The organism is Stenotrophomonas sp. STEN147 (assembly GCF_056757995.1).
Map to the genome: position 1 here is coordinate 1 of NZ_JBRRCG010000020.1, position 16,447 is coordinate 16,447.

The window sequence follows — 16,447 nt, forward strand, 5'->3', positions numbered from 1 at the left end:
GTCCGCGGCATGGATGCCGCGGCCAAGCCCCCAGGGATGGGTTTACGGCGTCCCTGCCATCCGACGCCTCCCCGCCTCCCCACGGAACATCCCAGAGCCGCTTTGGCTTTGGCTTTAGCTTTGGCTTTGGCCTCTGCGGGTGCAGGGTGCCGCCCTGCCGGGCACCTTCCACTGCGCTCGCCGGGCACGGCCCGGCGCTACCCGTAATGAAAAGGCCGCCTCGCGGCGGCCTTTTCATTACTTCAGCTTGATCTCGCGCAGGCGTTCCTCGAGGAAGCCGTGGGCGGTGATCGGCTCCGGATACCGGCTCGGGTTCTCCGGGGTGATGCAGGACGGCAGCACGTCGATCAGGAAGTCCGGGTTCGGGTGCAGGAAGAACGGCACCGAGTAGCGCGGCTGGCGGGCCAGCTCGCCCGGGGGATTGACCACGCGATGGATGGTCGAGGGATACACGTGATTGGTCAGGCGCTGCAGCATGTCGCCGATGTTGACCACGATGGTGTCCGCATCCGACGTGAACGGCACCCACTTGCCATCGTGCGACTGCACCTCCAGGCCCGCCGCGCTGGCACCGACCAGCAGGGTGATGAAGTTGATGTCGCCATGCGCACCGGCACGCACGTTGGGAATGTCGTCGGTGGTGATCGGCGGGTAATGGATCGGGCGCAGGATCGAGTTGCCGAAATTGGTCTTGTCGGCGAAGAAATCCTCCGGCAGGCCGATGTGCAGCGCCAGCGCCGACAGCACGCGCGACCCGAGGTTGTCCAGCGCCTGGTACAGGCCATAGCCCCGCTCACGGAAGCCCTCGACCTCGGTCGGCCACAGGTTCGGCGGCATCACGTCGCGGTATCTGGAGTCGTCGCCGATCTCCCGGCCGATATGCCAGAACTCCTTCAGATCGAAGTGCTTGGATCCCTTCGCGGTTTCCACGCCGAACGGGGTATAGCCGCGTGCACCGCCGCCGCCGGCCACGTGGTACTTCCGCTTGACCTCCTCCGGCAGGGCGAAGAAGGCCTTGAAGACGTCGTAGGCCGCGTCGATGTCGGCCTGCGGAATGCCGTGGTTGCGGATGCCCGCGAATCCCCATTGGCGATAGGCCGCCCCCAGCTCGGCCACGAAGGCCTCGCGGTCGCTGTCAAAACGGGTGATGTCGAGGGTCGGGATCTGGCTCACAGCGGTTCCTGGCTTGTCATTGGGTCTGGAGGGCCGCCGCATTCAGGGCCCACCTGAACATTGTGACAGATCGCCCGCAGGTCGACACCGATACGTTGAAACAAACCGATACAATGCGCGACCCGCGCGCGGATCCCCCGGTCGCGACGGCGCCGCCCCTTGCCCCGCTCCTGCTGAACACGTACCGACGATGCCCTCTGCTCCACCCGCCGCCGATCCAGCTTCCCGACCGGGTTGCACCCCGCACTGGCGCCGGCTGGCCTGGTGGTCCCTGTTCGTGGCGGCGAACGCCGTGCTGGCAGCCGTCATCACCCTGGGCAACGTGCCGCTGCGGGACAACCCCGGCGGCCCCGTCGGCCTGGCGTATCTGGCCGTTGCCCTGCCCGGCCACCTGCTGGCGTTCGGCGCGCTGGCCGGCCTGCTGCCGCTGCTGCTCGGTCTGTGGGCCCGCAGCGCGCGCCCTCTGAGCATCGGCGCGGTGGTGCTGCAGGGCCTGTGGCTGTGCCTGCTGCTGGTCGATGCCAAGGTGTTCGCGCTGTACCGCTTCCACCTCAATGCCATGGTGGCCAACATGGTGTTCGGCGGCGCGCTGCACGATCAGGTCGCACTGTCCTGGAAGACCTGGCTGCAGGCCATCGCCCTGGTATCGGCCATCTTCGCCGCCGAAGCCCTGCTGGCCTGGGCCTGCTGGAAGCTGCTGCCTGCCCTGCCCCGGCGGCGCCACGTCCTGCAGGCATGGACGCTGGTCATCGTGTTGATGGCAGGTGGCCAGGTGGCGACCGCCTATTACGATGCACGCGGCGAGCGTGACGTGATCAGCCAGTGGAACTACCTGCCCTGGGCGCAGCCGATCACCGCCAAGAGCTTCATGCGTCGCCTGGGCGTGGTCAGCCAACAGCAGGCCGGCCTGCCCGACCCCCGCCACGCCCAGCTGCATTACCCGCTGCATCCGCTGCGCTGCCAGAGCCACCAGCGGCCGAACGTGCTGATGGTGGTGCTCGAATCACTCCGCCACGATGTGCTGACGCCACGGATCATGCCGAACACCACGGCATTGGCGCAGTCCTCCCGCGTTTACGAGCATCACTTCAGCACCGGCAACGCCACCCGCTACGGCCTGTTCGGCCTGCTCTACGGCCTCCCCGGTGGCTACTGGGCAAGCATGCTTGACGAGCAGCGTGGCTCGCAGCTGTTCCAGGTCCTGGGACAGCAGGGCTATGACCTGCACCTGTACGGCAGCGCGCCGATGTACAGCCCGGAATTCGACCGCACCGTGTTCGCCGATGTCCGTGACCAGCTGCACCAGGGGCCGTCGGCGCTGAAGCCCGATGGCCGCGACCGTGCCATCGTCGCGTCGCTGCAGCAGGACATCCGTAACAGCCAAGCCGCGCAGCGCCCGTGGTTCGGTTTCGTGTTCCTCGACTCCACCCACGCGCCCTACCACCTGCCGGCCGACTATCCGCCCCTGGCCACGCCGATGGCCGCGGACATCGACTTCCTCAAGTTCGGGCCGGACCACGATCCGACTCCGGAACTGAACCGCTATCACACCTCCGTCCACTACGCCGACAGCCTGGTCGGATCGCTGCTCGATACCCTGCGTGCGCAGGGCCTGGAGCAGGACACCATCGTGCTGGTCACTGGCGATCACGCAGAGGAGTTCAACGACCTCGCGCTGAACTACTGGGGCCACAACGGCAACTTCTCCGACTACCAGTTGCAGGTGCCGTTCGTGCTGCACTGGCCGGGCGAGGCCGCCGGCCGTGATGCGCGCACCAGCTCGCATGAGGACTGGGTGCCCACGCTGATGCGGCACGCCCTGGGCTGCGAGAACCCGCTGGCCGACTACAGCACCGGCCAGGATCTGCTGGCGGCCCCGGAAGGGCTCCGTGCCCTGGTGGTGGAGAGCTGGTCGCAGCGCGCCGTCCGCCACGGCGATGCCCTCTACGTGTTCGACAAGTTCGGCAATGCCACCGCGCTGGATCGGCACTATCGCCCACTGCCACAACAGGCGCCGGACGCAGCCGCGATCCGTTCCGCCTGGGAAGCGCTGACGCGCTTCCGCAATCGTTGATATCAAGGATCGAGTCCGCATGAAACGTTCGCTGCGCATCCTGCACACCGAAGCCGCCAAGGGAATGGGCGGGCAGGAGATCTACATCTTCCGCCACATGCAGGCCATGCGCGCGCGCGGCCACGACGTCTCGCTGCTGTGCCAGCCCGAGGCACGGCTGGCGCAGCTGGCGCGCGATGACGGCTTCACCGTGCATACGCTGCGCATGGGAGGGCTGGCGCGCCTGCTGCGCGGCATCTGGTCGGTTTCGCGCCTGGTGCGCCGCGAACGCTATGACGTGGTGAACACCACCAGCCGTCGCGACGCCTTGATTGCCGCCGCCGGCGCCCGCCTCGGCGGTGCGCCGCTGGTGGTGCGCTCGCGCCACCTGATGAGTCCGGTCAACTCGCTGCTGACCTATACCGGCCTGCCGCACCGGGTGCTGACCGTCAGCAGCTTCGTCAAGCAGCTGCTGGCCGACCGTGGCATTCCCGCTGAGCGCATCGGCATCGTGCCGCCGATCGCGGTTCCACCGCGCTGGACCGATATCCGCAAGGAAGATCCGTGGCAGTGCCTGCAGGACGTGCGTGCCGAAGTCCGTGCCGAGCTCGGCTTCAGTGAACAGGACATCGTGGTCGGCTGCGTGGCGGTGCTGCGCGAGCCCAAGGGCCATGCCGATCTGCTGCAGGCAATGGTGCCGCTGTGCAAGGCCAATCCGAACCTGCACCTGGTGGTGATCGGCGACGGGCAGCCGGTGATGGAGCGCCTGCAGGCGATGTGCGCCGAGCACGGCCTGCAGTCGCAGGTCCACCTGCTCGGCTACCGCGATGGCGCCTGCCGGCTGATGGCCGGCTTCGATATCTTCGCCCTCGCCTCGCACAAGGAAGCCGCCGGCACCGTGTTCCTGGAAGCGGCGTACGTCGGCGTGCCGATCGTGGCGACGCGGGTTGGTGGCGTGCCGGAGATGGTCGTGGACGGCAGCAATGCGATCCTCACCCGGCTGGGCGACAATGCTGCCTTGGCGGGCGCTCTGCGCCTGCTGGTGGACGATCCGGAACGGCGCCGGCAGATGGGCCGTGCCGGCTGGGAATGGATGCGCGCTGCGCATCGCTTCACACCCACCGGCCACGGCGAGACCACCGAACACTACTACCGCCAGTGGCTGAAGGAGCTGGGACATGGCTGATGCCCGAACCGTACCGGTGCTGATGCACCATCACGTCAGTCCGTCGCCCGGCATGATCACGGTGTCGCCGGAGAATTTCGAAAGCCAGATCGCCTGGCTGGCCAACAGTGGCTGGACCTCACTGACACTGGAGCAGTACGCCGGCTTCCTGGCCGGCAGGCCGGTGCCGCGCCGGTCGATCGTCATCACCTTCGACGATGGCTACCTGGACAACTGGGTCTACGCGCATCCGATCCTGCAGAAGTACGGCATGCACGCGGTGGTGTTCGTGGTCACCGGATGGATGGGCGAAGGCCCGGTGCGGCCGCATGCAGGCCTGCCCGGCGCGGTACTGCCGGCAACGCCGGACCATCGCGGCTGCGAGGCCGCCATCTACGAGCAGGGGCGCAGCGACGATGTGATGATGCGCTGGAGCGAAGCGCGCGCGGCGATCGACGCCGGCACCTTCGAGGTGCATTGCCATACCCACACCCATACACGCTGGCTGCGCCGCGACGACCTGGACCGCGCGCAGCGCCGGGCCGGCATCAGCAACGACCTGGCACTCTCGCGCCAGGTCCTGCAGGACAAGCTGGGCGCGGTTTCGGACACATTGTGCTGGCCGTACGGTGACTTCGACGATGACCATGTCGAAGTCGCGCGCGAGCAGGGGTTCCGTTACCTGCATACCACCCACCCGTTCGGCCGCAACGTGATCGGCGGCGATCCCGAACGCATCTACCGCTTCGCGATCCGCAACCGGCCGGCCAGCTGGTTGCGCAAGCGCATCGCGCAGAGCTACAACCCGTTGATCGCGCCGCTGTTCAACGGCTTCAAGGCCCGCCAGAAGAAGATGGTACCGGGCCCCTGAGTCCGCCTCGGCCCAGCAGCGGCCCCCTGAACAGACAACGCCCCGGTCGTCCGGGGCGTTGTCCGTTGCGGAACCCCCTGCGGGCTCAGGCCGCGGCGGCGGCCTTCACTGCGGCCGACAGGCGATCCAGCGTGTCCTGCATCAGTGTTGCGTCATCGGCCTCGACCGTCACCCGCACCACCGGCTCGGTGCCGGACGGGCGCAGGAATGCGCGCCCACGGCCGGCCACGGCCTGCTGCGCCTCCAGCAGTGCCGACTGCACGCTTTCGGCCTGCACGGTGGTCTTGGCCGAGACATTGCCCAACCGCACGTTCACTGTCTTCTGCGGGACCTTCACCAGCGGCTGCAACGCCTGCCGCAGTGTCTGCCCGCTGCTGCGCAGCGCAAGCAGCACCTGCAGCGCACTGACGATGCCGTCACCGGTCGTGGCCCGGTCCAGGCACAGCAGATGGCCCGACGCTTCGCCACCGAGCACGCCGTCACCTTCGATCAGCGCCTGGTGCACGTAGCGGTCGCCGACGTTGCTGCGCTGGAACGGGATCTGCAGGTCGGCCAGCGCCTTCTCCAGTCCATAGTTGCTCATCAGCGTGCCGACCACCGGCCCACGCAGGCGACCTTCCGCCTGCCAGGTGCGTGCCAGGATGTACAGCAGGTCATCGCCGTCGACCGGATTGCCCTGGTCGTCAGCCATCAGCACGCGATCACCGTCACCGTCGAAGGCGATGCCGAGATCGGCACGGGTCTCGCGGACCTTGGCGGCGAGGTTGTCGATATGGGTCGAACCGACGCCGGCATTGATGTTCACCCCGTTCGGCTCGGCACCGATGCCGATGACCTCGGCACCCAGTTCGCGGAACAGCAGCGGGGCGATCTGGTAGGTGGCACCATGCGCGCAGTCCAGCACCAGGCGTACGCCACGCAGATCGAACGCACGCGGCACGCTGGCCTTGCAGAACTCGATGTAGCGGCCTACCGCCTCGCGCGCGCGCGACGCCTTGCCCAGCCGCTCCGATTCGGCCGTGGTGAAGGGCACGTCCAGTGCGGCTTCCAGCGCCAGTTCGGTGGCGTCGTCCAGTTTCTCGCCCTGTGCGGAGAAGAACTTGATGCCGTTGTCGTAATGCGGATTGTGCGAAGCACTGATGACGATGCCTGCATCAACGCCCAAGGTGCGGGTCAGGAACGCCACCGCCGGGGTGGGCATCGGGCCCAGCAACTGCACGTCGGTGCCGGCAGCGACCAGGCCTGCCTCCAGCGCCGCTTCGAACATGTAGCCGGAAATGCGGGTGTCCTTGCCGATCACCACGATCGGGCGGCGCCCGTCATGGCCGTGCCGGGCCACCAGCACGCGGCCCAACGCATTGCCCAGGCGCAGCACGAAGTCGGCCGAGATCGCTCCCTCACCGACACGTCCGCGGATGCCATCAGTACCGAAGTACTTGCGGCCTCCCATCAAGCCACCTCCGGCGCCGGCTGGCGGCCCAGCATCGCCAGCAGGTCGGACAGGCGGTCACGCATTTCGCGGCGGTCGCAGATCTGGTCGATGGCACCATGCTCCAGCAGGAATTCCGAACGCTGGAAACCTTCCGGCAGTTTTTCGCGCACGGTCTGTTCGATCACGCGCGGGCCGGCGAATCCGATCAGCGCCTGCGGCTCGGCGATGTTGATGTCACCCAGCATCGCGAACGAGGCCGATACGCCACCGGTGGTGGGATGGGTCAGCACCGAGATGTACGGCAGGCCGGCTTCACGCAGCTTGCCCAGCGCAGCCGAGGTCTTGGCCATCTGCATCAGCGAAAACAGGCCTTCCTGCATGCGCGCGCCGCCACTGGCGGAGAAGCAGACGTAAGGCGCACCGATCTCCACGGCAGCCTCGGCCGCCAGCGAGAAGCGCTCGCCGACCACCGAACCCATCGAACCGCCCATGAAGGCGAAATCGAACGAGGATGCGACCAGCGGACGGCCCTTGAGCAGGCCGCGCATGGCGATCAGCGCGTCGTACTCGCCGGTGTTCTTCTGCGCGATCTTGATGCGCTCGCTGTACTTCTTCTGGTCCTTGAACTTCAGCAGGTCGGTCGGCCCCAGGCGCGCGCCGATCTCGGTGGTGCTGTCCGCATCGAACAGCGCGGCCAGGCGCGCGCGCGCGCGGATCGCCATGTGGTGGCCGCACTTCGGGCAGACCTCCAGGTTCTCTTCCAGTTCCGGCCGGTACAGCGCGCTGCCGCAGTTGCTGCACTTTTCCCACAGGCCCTCGGGGACGCTGCGCTTCTTGCTGGGGGTGTTGTCGGTGCGGATGCCGGACGGCATCAACTTGCTGAGCCAACTCATGCGGGAGGACACTTCCGTTCAGGGCGGCCCGGGGGCCGCAAAGGCGGACAGTCTAGCTCCGCTTTCCCCGCCCGTGCACCCCTTGCCGGCCTGTGGGCGGCGGCGGAAAAACCATGCTGGGACGTACGTTTAGCGCAGGCAGCGCCGGGCCACGCCCGGCGGATACCCCGTAGCGCGCACCGCCGGGCATGGCCGGGCGCTGCCGTCAGGCGTCCAGGGCCTGGCGCAGGGGCGCCAGGAATGCGAGCGCCCGCTGGGCCGCCTCTTCGGCCGAGGTCGCTTCGGCCAATGCCGCGACCAGGGCGCTGCCCACCACCACACCGTCCGCCTCGCGCGCCATGGCTGCCGCACTGGCGGCATCGCGGATGCCGAAGCCGGCCACCACCGGGACCGTGGCCCGTTCGCGCAGCGCCTGCAGGCGCACGCTGGCGGCCTCGCTGTCGAGGCGGTCGGACGCACCGGTGACACCGGCAAAACTGACGTAGTACAGGTAGCCCCGCGCCAGCGCGAGCAGTTTGTCCGCGCGTGCCGGGCTGGTGGTCGGGGAGGCAAGCAGGACCAGGGCCAGGCCTTCCGCATCAAAGGCCTGCTGGGCCTCGCCGGCTTCCTCCGGCGGCAGGTCGACCAGCAGCACGCCATCCACGCCGGCGGTCACCGCGGCCTTGGCAAATGCCGCGTAGCCATGGATCTCCACAGGATTGAGATAGCCCATCAGCACCACCGGCGTCTGCGCATCGCGCTGGCGGAACTGCGCTACCGCCTGCAGGACGTAACGGCTGCCTGCACCGCGCGCCAGCGCACGTTCGGAACTGCGCTGGATGGTCGGGCCGTCGGCCATCGGATCGGAGAACGGCACCCCCAGTTCGATCACATCGGCGCCCGCCTCAACCAGTGCATGCATGACCGGCACGGTTGCTTCCAGCAGAGGATCGCCAGCGGTGACGAAGGGAATCAGTGCCTTGCGCTGCTGTTCGCGCAGGCGCTGGAAACAGGCGTCGAGTCGGGATACGGACATGTCAGGTACATCCTTCGATCAGGTCAACGGCGCCGCTGGCGCCCCAATGCATTCTGGATACGGTGCCATCCACGATCTCCACGCGGATCGCCAGATCGGAACCGGGGTCCTGCCAGAGCAGGGATTCGCCGGCGTCGGCATCAACGCCCAGGGCAGCGGCGATGACGCCCTGCGGCATCTGCTGCAGCACCTGCGCACGCGGCATGTCCAGGCGCAGTCCGAACGGCCCGGGCTGGGTCACCACCAGGCCCGAATCGTCGATCGGAGCCAGGTCGAAACGCACCACGCTGCCGTCCTGCACCAGCATCGCCACGCCCTCGGGCAGCGTGCCGCGCTCGTAATAGTCGCAGCGCCCGGCCGTCGCCTCGGCGAGGCCCGCCGAGTGCCACTGCGCCTCGGCCTGCAGTTCGCTGAAAGGCTGGCCGATCAGCACCTCGCCGGCATGGTCGAGCGCGACCGAAGCCACCGTCGGCGCGGCCCCGTCATCTGCGACCTCCCCTGCTGCAGGCAACGGTGCATCCTCGATCGGGTGATGGGCGGCATCGTCGTCATTGCTGGCTACCTGGCGGGCCGGGGCGATGGCCGCCGGAGACGTCGCCGCGGGCGCCAGCACCGGCGGATCGGGCGGCGTGCAGCCGCCCAGCCCCACTGCCAGTGCCAGCGCGCCACCATGGCGCAGCATGGGACTCACAGCACCAGCCCTTCGCGTGCGGCGATGGTATGCACGTCCTTGTCGCCACGCCCGGACAGATTGCACAGCACGATCTGGTCGCGCGGACGCTCGCGCGCCAGCTTGATCGCCTGCGCCAGCGCGTGGCTGGACTCCAGCGCCGGCAGGATGCCCTCGGTGTGTGCCAGCAGATGGAAAGCCTGCAGCGCTTCTTCGTCGGTGATGCCGAGATAGCGCGCGCGCCCGCTGTCGGCCAGGAACGCGTGCTCCGGGCCGACCCCCGGATAGTCCAGGCCGGCCGACACCGAGTGGGTCTCGATGATCTGGCCGTCGTCGTCGCACAGCACGTAGGTGCGGTTGCCATGCAGCACGCCCGGACGCCCTGCCGCGATCGAGGCGGCATGGCGGCCTGTGTTGATACCGTCACCGGCCGCTTCGGCGCCGACGATCTCGACCTGGCGGTCGTTGAGGAAGGCATGGAACAGGCCGATCGCGTTGCTGCCACCGCCCACGCACGCCGTGATCGCATCCGGCAGCCGCCCATACTCGGCCAGCATCTGTTCGCGTGCTTCGCGGCCGACGATGGCATTGAAATCGCGCACCATGCGCGGATACGGGTCCGGGCCGGCCACGGTACCGATGATGTAGAAGGTGTCCTGCACGTTGGTCACCCAGTCGCGCATCGCTTCATTGAGCGCATCCTTCAGGGTCGCCGAACCGGAGGTGACCGGCACCACCGTCGCGCCGAGCAGCTTCATCCGGTAGACGTTGATCTTCTGCCGCTCGATGTCGGTGGCGCCCATGTACACCACGCACTCCAGGCCCAGGCGTGCGGCAACGGTGGCGCTGGCGACGCCATGCTGGCCGGCGCCGGTCTCGGCGATGATGCGCGTCTTGCCCATCCGCGCCGCCAGCAGCGCCTGGCCGATGGTGTTGTTGATCTTGTGCGCGCCGGTGTGGTTCAGGTCCTCACGCTTGAGCAGGATCTGTGCGCCGCCCACGTGGTCGCTCAGGCGCTGGGCGTGATAGATCGGGCTTGGCCGGCCCACGTAATGAGCCAGATCGCGGTCGTAGGCCGCCTGGAACGCGGGGTCCTGGCGGGCCTGGTCATAGGCCTGGGCCAGCTCCTGCAGCGGACCGACCAGGGTTTCGGCGACAAAGCTGCCGCCATAGCGGCCGAAGTGGCCCTGGGCATCCGGGAAGGCGTGGTAGTCGGCAATGGGGGAGGCAGACATGGCGGGGACCGGTGGTTCAGACAGGTGGATACTCTAGCGCACGGGTCATGACCGGAAAATGGATATTATCTGGCACATATCGTCAGGAAATCTCACATGAGCCGATCCCTGTTGCCGCCACTCAATGCGCTGCGCGCGTTCGAGGCCACCGCCCGTCTCGGCGGTGTGGGCCGCGCCGCGCAGGACCTGCATGTCACCCATGGTGCGGTCAGCCGGCAGCTCAAGCTGCTGGAGGATCATCTCGGCCTGGACCTGTTCCAGCGTGCCGGGCGTGGCCTGCGCCTGACCGCATCGGGAACGCTGTTGCAGGCGGCCTGCAGCGAAGCCTTCGCCGGCATCGAAGACTGCGTGCGCGAGCTGCGGCGGCCCGCGGCGTCGCCAGCGCTGGTACTGGGCTGCAGCGGCAGCGTGCTGGCGCGCTGGATGATTCCTCGCCTCCCCGCCCTGCAGGCCGCACTGCCCGGTGTGCGCCTGCAGTGGTCGGCACTGGACGGCAGCTTCACCGAGGCGCAGGCGGCACTGGATGCGGTCCTGCTGCTGGCGCAGGGGCCGTGGCCACGCGGCTGGCAGGTGCGCGAGCTGGCGCCCGAGCGGGTGGGCGTGGTGGTGGCACCGTCACATCCGGCGGCGCAGCGCCTGCGCCATGTGCCGCCCTCGGCACTGCTGCAGGAGACGCTGCTGCACACCAGCTCACGGCCACAGGCGTGGCCGACGTGGGCGCAGGCGCACGATCTCGACCCCGCCCGGCTGCGGCTGGGCACGGGTTTCGAACACCTTTACTACCTGCTGGAAGCGGCGGTGGCCGGGCTGGGGCCAGCGATCGCGCCGGAGCCGCTGGTCGCCGAGGATCTCGCGGCAGGCCGGCTGCTGGCCCCGTGGGGTTTCTCCGCCACGGGCGGCTTCTGGGTCCTGGCCCGGCCGGAAGGCCAGGCCGACGCACGCGTCGATGCCCTGGCGGACTGGGTCGCGGCCCAGCTGAGGTAACGTGACGCCGCCGCAGCGGCGGCGCCTTCTGGTCCTACTCCAGCACGGTGCAGTCGGCGCGGCGCACTTCCTCGACGAAGGTGCGCATTTTGTAGCCGTCCTTGATGCCCGGCTCCAGTTCAATGCCGCTGGAGACGTCGACGCCCCACGGCAGGGTCGCCAGCACCGCGTCGTACACATTGTCCGGGGTCAGACCGCCGGCCAGCAGGAATGGCCGATGCAGCCCGGTCGGGATGCGGGTCCAGTCGAATGCAACGCCGGTACCGCCACCGCCACCCGGTGCGTGGCTGTCGAACAGGAAGCCGGCCGCGCTCGGATAGCGCAGTTGCAGGGTACGCGCGTTGACTTCCTCACGTCCCCCCATCGCGACCGCCTTCAGGTAAGGCATGTTGAAGCTGCGGCAGAAGCTCTCGTCCTCCTCGCCATGGAACTGCAGCAGGGTGGGCCGCACGGTGCGCAGCACTTCGCGCACCTCTTCCTTGCTGTTGTTGCGGAACAGCGCCACCACGTCGACCATCGGTGCGATCGCCTGGCGCATCGCACGCGCTTCGGCGGGCGCAACCCGGCGGCTGCTCTCGCGGGCGAAGATGAAACCCACCGCATCCACGCCGAGCTCGCCGGCCAGGCGCACGTCGCCGGCACGGGTCATTCCACAGAACTTGATGCGTGTACGGTAGTAGGAGCGGCTCATAGCGTGACCTCGGCGGGCAGATGCCAGTTGTCGGGGTACAGCGGTCCAAGAAACACCAGGCCCTGCGGCGGTGCAGTGGGACCGGCTACGGTGCGATCCCGTCCGGCCAGCAGCTCGGCGATCCACTCCACCGGTTTCTCGCCACTGCCGACCAGGATCAGCGAACCGACGATATTGCGAACCATGTGATGAAGGAATGCATTGCCTTGTACCGCGACCTCGATCACCTCGCCGTGGCGGCTGACCTGCAGTGACTGCAGCTCGCGCCGCGCATGCAGGGCCTGGCACTGGACCGAGCGGAACGCGCTGAAGTCGTTCTCACCCAGCAGCGCCTGCCCGGCCGTGTGCATCAACGTCGCGTCCAGTGCGCGACGCTCCCAGCTCAGCGTCTGCCGGTCCAGCGCCGGCCGTACTTCGCGGTTGAGCAGCCGGTAACGGTAGCGGCGCGCCCGCGCTGAGAACCGCGCATGGAAATCCTCCGCCACCGGTACGCACCAGCGCACCGCGATCGAGCGCGGCAGGCGGGTGGTGGTACCCAGCATCCAGGCGCGCGGGTCGCGTACTACGTCGGTATCGAAATGCACGACCTGGCACTGGCCGTGCACGCCGGCGTCGGTTCGGCCAGCGCAGACCACCTGCAGCCGCGCGTCGGCCACCGAAGACAGGGCCTGCTCAAGACTGGCCTGGACGCTGGGACCGCCCTCTCCCAGGTTCTGCCAGCCTCTGAAATCGCTGCCGTCGTACTCGACGCCAAGCGCATAACGCATGTGCTACCTCGATGTTGCGGAGTGGACGACGCTCAGGCCGGATCGCGTTCCGACCAGACCGCCAGTTCATTGCCACCGGGTTCGACGAACTGGAAGCGGCTGCCGCCCGGGAAGGAGAACACCGGCCGCACCACCTCGCCACCCGCCTGGCGCACGGCCATTTCGGCCGGAGCCAGCTGATCGGCGTACAGCACCAGCAGTGGGGCGCCTTCGGTGGCGCGTTGCGGCTGGCCGCGGAAGAAGCCCCCCTGCAGGCGACCATCGTCGAAGGCGGTGTAGTCGCTGCCGTAATCGACGAACGACCAGCCGAACACCTTCTCGAAGAAGGCACGGCTGGCGGCCGGGTCGCGGGATGCGAACTCAACATAGTCGATGCGACGCTCGCGGGTCATGGCAGGGTCCTTGTCGAAGGTATCGGTCACGGCAGCCGGGCCAGCAGCTCGCGCGCCTGCGCCTGGCAGTCCGGGTCGCCCCCTTCGGCAACCTCCAGCAGCAGGGTACGCGCGGTCTGTGCGTCGCCCAGATCCAGGTAGGCGATCGCCAGCTCCAGGCGTTCCTGCCCGGCGCGGGGCGACCAGGTGTCGCCGGCATCCTCCACCGACGGGGCGTCGTTGTCCTGCAGATCGGCGGGCAGGTCGAACACGCCGCGGAACTGCGGCTGCTGCTCGGCATGCAGCGCGTAGTCCGGGACCGAAACCCCGGAATCGGCTTCCTGGGCCGTCGGCCGGCCAACACCCCTCTCGTCCACCGGTTCGTCCCAGCGCGGCAGGTCGGTCACGGGCGCCGGCAACGGTGCCTCGTCCGTGCCATCGTCCGACGGCTGCCCCTGCGTGCCGGCCGATCCGTCTTCGGATCGGGCGTCGGCGACCGTCGCCCAGGCCGGCATCGCCGGCTCCTGGCGCCCGCTGTCGGCATCGGCGGTAGACCACGCAGACTGCTCGGCCAGCGTATCGAGCGCGGCACCGGCCGGTACGGCCGCCGCCAGAGCTGCGGCATCGTCCTCCTCGCGCAGCGGCGGCAGGGGCGATGGCTTGCGACGGCGCAGCAACCATGCGACGCCTGCCAGCACCAGCAGCACCGGCAGTCCCAGCCAGTACCACGGCGTTCCGGCGTCACGCGCGCCTGGCGCCTGTGCCAGCCGCTGCTGGGCCGCCGCCAGGTCGTTGTCCTTCATCGCGATCAGCGACTGCTGTTGTGCCTTCAGCGTTTCCAGTTCGGCCACACGCTGTTTCAGCTCGCCGATCTCGGCATCGCGGGTGGCGATGTCCTCGCGGGCCTGGCGAAGTTGTTCGTTGCCCAGCATGTCACCCTCGCTGCCGGCTCCGGTGCCGGTGGTTGTGCCCGCGTGCGCGGCGTCGGACGCCAGCGCCGGGGCGATCTCAAGTCGTGCCCCGGCCGCGGCGGCCGGAGTAGTAGCCCGCGCAGCGGCCGCAGGTGCAGGAACGCCTGCCGGCTGCGGCACGGTACGCGCCTGCCGCCACTGCGCGGCGTGTTCGCGGACCAGGGCACCGGCTTCGGCCGCATCCACCGCCGCCAGCGCGTCACTGCCGGGCATGCGCAGTACTGCACCCTGTTTGAGCAGGTTGATGTTGCCCCGGATGAAGGCCTCGGGATTGGCACGCAGCAGTGCAATCATCGCCCGGTCGCGGCTGACCTGGTTGCCACGGGCAACCGCGCTGGCGATCTGCGACAAGGTCTGCCCGCGCTGCACGGTGATGCTGCCATCGGCAGCCGGCGGCAACGACGGTGCAGCGGCAGCGCGCGGACGCACCGGTGCAGCCGCCGTGGTCGCACTGGCCGGCGTCCCGCCCTGTGCAGGCGCCGGTACCGCCGCCTCGGCGGGCGGATCGCGGGCGATGGTATTGGAGAGCGTGCCGGCCGGTGCGACGATTTCCGGCTCCGCCACGGCCAGCGCGCTGGAGGGCGCATCGATCAGCGCCGAATACTCGCGCACCAACCGTCCCTGCCCCCAGTCGGCCTCGACCAGGAAGCTCAGCGACTGCGTCTCCACCGGCATCTGCGAGGTGACCCGCACCACGGCCCGCCCCTGCGCATTGCGGGTCAGCTCGAACTGGAGCTCGCCCACCAGGCCGGTCGGCTGTTGCAGGCCGACACGTTCGAACGTGGCTGGCGATGCCAGCGCCACGCGCAGATTCTCCAGCTCCGAAGGATCGGCGGACACCACCGGAATCTCCGCCAGCAGCGGCTGACCGGGTCTGGACAGGACGCGGATGTCGCCCAGCCCCAGCGCGAACACCGGACTGCTGGCCAGAGCCAGCAGTGCGGCAGACAGATAGGTGAGCGGGCGCGATGCGCCCTTGGCCCGTTTATTCATGGGCGACACTATAAAGCGTGCGGACCGGGGTCCGCACGCACAGAGCAGCCCAGGGCGCCCGGGCTGTCGATCAATGCTGCTCGGCAGCGACCAGCTCTGCCAGCTGCACCGCGTTCAGGGCTGCGCCCTTGCGCACGTTGTCCGACACGATCCACAGATTGAGGCCACGCGGATGCGACAGATCCTCGCGGATGCGGCCGACGTACACCGCATCGGTGCCCGATGCGTGGGTGACCGGCGTCGGATAGCCGCCGGCTTCATGGCGGTCGACCACCTCGATGCCGGGCGACTGTTCAAGCAGCGCACGGGCCTCGGCCACGGTGACCTTGTCGCGGGTCTCGATCGCCACCGACTCGGAATGGCCGTAGAACACCGGCACGCGCACCGCGGTCGGGTTCACCAGGATGCTGTCGTCGCCCAGGATCTTGCGGGTTTCCCACACCAGCTTCATTTCTTCCTTGGTGAAGCCGTTGTCCTGGAAGTCGTCGATGTGCGGGATCAGGTTGAAGGCGATCTGCACCGGGAAACGCTGCGGATCGATCTCCTGGAAACTCAGCAGCTGGCCGGTCTGCTTGCCCAGCTCCTCCAGTGCGGAGCGTCCACCACCGGACACCGACTGATAGGTGGAGACGTTGATGCGCTCGATGCCATAGCGACGATGCAGCGGCGCCAGCGCGACCAGCATCTGCATGGTCGAGCAGTTGGGGTTGGCGATGATGCCGCGCGGACGATTGCCGATCTGGTCCGGATTGACCTCCGATACCACCAGCGGCACGTCATCGTCGTAGCGGAAGGCCGAGGAGTTGTCGATCACCACCGCACCGGCGGCGGCGAACTTCGGTGCGTACTCCTTGGAGACGCTGCCACCTGCGGAGAACAGGGCGATCTCCACACCCTTCGGATCGAAGCTCGCCAGGTCCTGGATCCTGACCTTCTCGCCGTTGAACTCGACCTCACCACCGGCCGAACGCTCGGAGGCCAGCAGGCTCAGGGTTCCGACCGGGAAACCGCGCTCGGCCAGGATGGCCAGCATGGTCTCGCCGACGGCGCCGGTGGCACCGACGATGGCGACATGGAAGCGGCGTTGTGCATTGCTCATGGGGGAACTCTCAAGAAAACGGATGGGAAAAATTCACGCACGACAGCTGGGTTCGGGGAACCTC

Annotated in this window: 15 protein-coding genes; 4 read left to right on the forward strand and 11 right to left on the reverse strand. The window is 68.4% G+C overall.

The window, feature by feature from the left end:
• Positions 1-237: 237 nt before the first annotated feature.
• Positions 238-1,215 (reverse strand): isopenicillin N synthase family dioxygenase, encoded by a 978-nt coding sequence (locus tag ACVOKU_RS16250; RefSeq protein WP_111186385.1) that lies wholly within the window; start codon positions 1,213-1,215, stop codon positions 238-240.
• A gap of 148 nt (positions 1,216-1,363) precedes the next feature.
• On the opposite strand from ACVOKU_RS16250, the gene ACVOKU_RS16255 reads away from it, so the two are divergent.
• From ACVOKU_RS16255 to ACVOKU_RS16265, 3 genes are read left to right on the forward strand one after another with little or no spacing between them, the layout of a single operon-like run.
• Positions 1,364-3,247: a DUF3413 domain-containing protein gene (locus tag ACVOKU_RS16255; protein ID WP_481560384.1), complete on the forward strand. Its 1,884-nt coding sequence runs from the start codon at positions 1,364-1,366 to the stop codon at positions 3,245-3,247.
• A gap of 19 nt (positions 3,248-3,266) precedes the next feature.
• Positions 3,267-4,412, forward strand: a complete 1,146-nt coding sequence (locus ACVOKU_RS16260) for a glycosyltransferase family 4 protein (RefSeq protein WP_074899421.1) — start codon at positions 3,267-3,269, stop codon at positions 4,410-4,412.
• Positions 4,405-5,262, forward strand: a complete 858-nt coding sequence (locus tag ACVOKU_RS16265) for a polysaccharide deacetylase family protein (RefSeq protein WP_128988887.1) — start codon at positions 4,405-4,407, stop codon at positions 5,260-5,262. Before ACVOKU_RS16260 ends, ACVOKU_RS16265 begins: the two co-directional genes overlap by 8 nt.
• Positions 5,263-5,347: 85 nt before the next feature.
• Here the strand turns inward: ACVOKU_RS16265 and glmM are convergent, their stop codons facing one another.
• The 5 genes from glmM to trpB all read right to left on the reverse strand — a co-directional run bounded on the left by glmM (position 5,348) and on the right by trpB (position 10,507).
• Positions 5,348-6,712, reverse strand: a complete 1,365-nt coding sequence (gene glmM / locus ACVOKU_RS16270) for a phosphoglucosamine mutase (protein ID WP_111186387.1) — start codon at positions 6,710-6,712, stop codon at positions 5,348-5,350.
• A complete protein-coding gene (gene accD, locus ACVOKU_RS16275; protein WP_053520076.1) occupies positions 6,712-7,587 on the reverse strand; it encodes an acetyl-CoA carboxylase, carboxyltransferase subunit beta in 876 nt (291 codons plus the stop codon). The genes glmM and accD overlap by 1 nt, the downstream gene beginning before the upstream one ends.
• Before the next feature lie 205 nt (positions 7,588-7,792).
• Complete coding sequence (trpA, locus tag ACVOKU_RS16280) at positions 7,793-8,602, reverse strand: tryptophan synthase subunit alpha (protein ID WP_481560385.1); 810 nt, start codon at positions 8,600-8,602, stop codon at positions 7,793-7,795.
• A gap of 1 nt (position 8,603) precedes the next feature.
• A complete protein-coding gene (locus ACVOKU_RS16285) occupies positions 8,604-9,293 on the reverse strand; it encodes a hypothetical protein (RefSeq protein ID WP_481560386.1) in 690 nt (229 codons plus the stop codon).
• Entirely contained in the window at positions 9,290-10,507 is a 1,218-nt protein-coding gene (gene trpB / locus ACVOKU_RS16290; RefSeq protein WP_053520073.1) for a tryptophan synthase subunit beta, read from the reverse strand. Before trpB ends, ACVOKU_RS16285 begins: the two co-directional genes overlap by 4 nt.
• Positions 10,508-10,603: 96 nt before the next feature.
• Here trpB and ACVOKU_RS16295 point away from each other — a divergent pair, with 96 nt between their 5' ends.
• Positions 10,604-11,491, forward strand: coding sequence for a LysR family transcriptional regulator (locus ACVOKU_RS16295; protein WP_481560387.1), 888 nt, complete (start codon positions 10,604-10,606; stop codon positions 11,489-11,491).
• Between the two features lie 34 nt (positions 11,492-11,525).
• Here the strand turns inward: ACVOKU_RS16295 and ACVOKU_RS16300 are convergent, their stop codons facing one another.
• From ACVOKU_RS16300 to ACVOKU_RS16320, 5 genes are all read right to left on the reverse strand, one after another.
• A complete protein-coding gene (locus ACVOKU_RS16300) occupies positions 11,526-12,182 on the reverse strand; it encodes a phosphoribosylanthranilate isomerase (RefSeq protein ID WP_263175201.1) in 657 nt (218 codons plus the stop codon).
• Positions 12,179-12,949 (reverse strand): tRNA pseudouridine(38-40) synthase TruA, encoded by a 771-nt coding sequence (truA, locus tag ACVOKU_RS16305; RefSeq protein ID WP_481560388.1) that lies wholly within the window; start codon positions 12,947-12,949, stop codon positions 12,179-12,181. Before truA ends, ACVOKU_RS16300 begins: the two co-directional genes overlap by 4 nt.
• Before the next feature lie 32 nt (positions 12,950-12,981).
• The gene (locus tag ACVOKU_RS16310; protein ID WP_074900255.1) at positions 12,982-13,341 is read right to left on the reverse strand and encodes a VOC family protein; all 360 of its coding nucleotides are present in this window, start codon (positions 13,339-13,341) and stop codon (positions 12,982-12,984) included.
• Positions 13,342-13,367: 26 nt separating this feature from the next.
• Positions 13,368-15,284 (reverse strand): motility hub landmark protein FimV, encoded by a 1,917-nt coding sequence (locus tag ACVOKU_RS16315; protein WP_481560389.1) that lies wholly within the window; start codon positions 15,282-15,284, stop codon positions 13,368-13,370.
• A gap of 70 nt (positions 15,285-15,354) precedes the next feature.
• Positions 15,355-16,383: an aspartate-semialdehyde dehydrogenase gene (locus tag ACVOKU_RS16320; RefSeq protein ID WP_481560390.1), complete on the reverse strand. Its 1,029-nt coding sequence runs from the start codon at positions 16,381-16,383 to the stop codon at positions 15,355-15,357.
• Between the last annotated feature and the right edge of the window lie 64 nt (positions 16,384-16,447).